The 2,143-nt window shown below is 37.8% G+C and carries 2 protein-coding genes; one reads left to right on the plus strand and one right to left on the minus strand.

Annotation, left to right across the window (positions count from 1 at the left end):
- The first annotated feature begins 218 nt into the window (after positions 1 to 218).
- Positions 219 to 350, plus strand: a complete 132-nt coding sequence (locus P9B04_RS22810; RefSeq protein WP_342057255.1) for a hypothetical protein — start codon at positions 219 to 221, stop codon at positions 348 to 350.
- A 100-nt stretch (positions 351 to 450) separates the two neighbouring features.
- Here P9B04_RS22810 and P9B04_RS22815 read toward each other — a convergent pair whose 3' ends face one another.
- On the minus strand, positions 451 to 1,923 hold the full coding sequence (locus P9B04_RS22815) for a hypothetical protein (protein WP_342057256.1): 1,473 nt from the start codon (positions 1,921 to 1,923) through the stop codon (positions 451 to 453).
- Between the last annotated feature and the right edge of the window lie 220 nt (positions 1,924 to 2,143).

The following is a 2,143-nucleotide window of genomic DNA, read 5'->3' on the forward strand; positions in this document are numbered from 1 at the left end:
TCTAGTGATAACTTGGTTCCTGGTAATAGTTCAAAGTTTTCTGGGGTGATTGGCGCACCGCGAAGCGGATCTCTGATACTGTTGGAGAAAGTAATCTAAACGTATTTCAACATGAAGTATAAAAAGAATTTTTAACGAAACAATGGGTATAGGTTAGCCAAGTAATACATGGCTCACGGGGATGTTAGACTTCTTCCATGTATTACTTGGAGAAAGACATGAAACGCAAACGAGATATTCAAGGAAAGTTTTCCCTAAAAAACGATGATTACCGAAAAGTCCGTTCTCTGAGACTTACCGATAGAACTTGGCGAGCTTTGGGAATTGCTTCGGAGTGTCTTGGATGGTGACGTTCAAAAATAGGGTTTTTTGGGTAACACTTCCAGCATGAACTAAACCAAGTCATCTCTTGATTTTTAGGGTATTAGTATTAATTAAAATGGTGGAGACTCAAGCTCGTTGAAATACCTCAAATCCCAACATCTCTAACCAATGTTGATGCTTTTCACCTGTCATTAATTCCGCTGGACTTTTCCCCACTCGTTCTGGCTTTCGACTTTCTATAAAAGTGCGATGATTTAGGAAAAATTGCAACAACTCCAGATAATCTGAACCAAGATGTTTTCTCAGATGGAAATAGTTTCTGAGTCGAGAATTGAGGTTTTCAACAAGGGAACTAGCCCTCGGTGTTGAGTTTAAAGCCTCTTCTACTGCTTGATTAATTGACCAAAACTTATGGGATATTTTCTTCTGTAATTGACTCCATTTTTGCCAATACTTATTAGTTGAAAGGGGTTTTTTCCTCAATAAACAAACCTCCCTTACCCAAGATAAGGGGATTTTGAAGCGAAGGGCAATCTCAGCCAGCTTTTTATCAATCATCTTAGCAAATGCGAGTAAATCATCTTTTTGATTTGATAAAGCAACTCTTAGAGCTTTAATTCCTTTATGAGCCTTAGTTTCCCTAATTAGGAGTTCATCAATCACAAAATTCATCAATTCCATCCGTTCCGACCAACTAGCTCCAGCCAAGCAGAGGATGTCCATTCTTAACCAATACACTAATATTTTGATATCATCGGCTAAATTGAGCCATTTCTGTTCATTTTTAATAGCCTTGCTTAATTTATTTGATAATGAGCCACTTATAATCCCTAAATTGCTCTTTTCCATCTTAGCCTCTAGTTTCTCTCTTTCAGTGGTTGCACCCTGAGCTTTTTTGATTAAACTACGGCATAAAGTAGTAGCTTGGTCTAAAATGTGCCAAACATCCCCTTGACAGACTTTATTAGACCAGATAGCTTTATGTGCTGCTCTAATCCCCTTACCAGCATCGGCTATGGTGTATTTAGGGTCTAGACCCTGTTCGACAACTTCTAGCAAATACCAGCCCCAGGTATCTTCATCTCTGTGTTGCGCTTCTTCAAGAAGAAAACAGTAGCTAGAGTCATTGTCGACTCCTGTTAAGATAGGACGGTTACTGTGAAATAACTCATCAAGTGATGCCACATTTATTCGCGATAAATCAACAGATTTATTGATTTTTCTGGCGACTGATACCACTTCTTGGACTCGGTTATGGATTGTGCCAATACTGATAGAATAATCGAATAAATCTCGTAATAGCTCTGCTACGGCCCGATAAGAACTGCGACAGATGAAAATTAGCCCTAAAATCAACTGAAATATCCATGTTTTAGTAACTGGCAGATTATATAAAACTTCTTCCTCTTTTTCTTTCTTCTTAAAAGCCTGATTCAAAGCATTTTGAGCAATATTCTTCTGTTGATAAACAAATTTCCGACTCACCTTTTCATTTCTAGCTATGTGACTCACTGACTCGTTTTTAGAGATAACTTTAACTGCTAATTGTTGACGATAAGAAGAAGACAGTCCAGAAGCCACACAAACCGATGATTTCACTCACTTAACCCACACATTTACACAATTTTCTTCAATTATAATTGACTACTATTTGGAGCAAATGTTCTATTCAATGACTGGCTATTTGGCAAAACTGTTACCCACATTTGAACGTCGCCACAATTCTTTCTGAGCGGGGGTTAATAGCTCCATAGTTTCAGGATTTTTCTAGCAATAATCTTAGTTTAATTGTATTTTAGTTCTGTTTTCCACTTCAGGT

This window comes from Crocosphaera sp. Alani8 (assembly GCF_038442745.1).
Taxonomy (GTDB): Bacteria; Cyanobacteriota; Cyanobacteriia; order Cyanobacteriales; family Microcystaceae; genus Crocosphaera.

Excerpts from the sequence above, each read along its gene's own strand:
- P9B04_RS22810 (WP_342057255.1), top strand. The coding sequence starts at position 219 with ATGAAACGCAAACGAGATATTCAAGGAAAGTTTTCCCTAAAAAACGAT.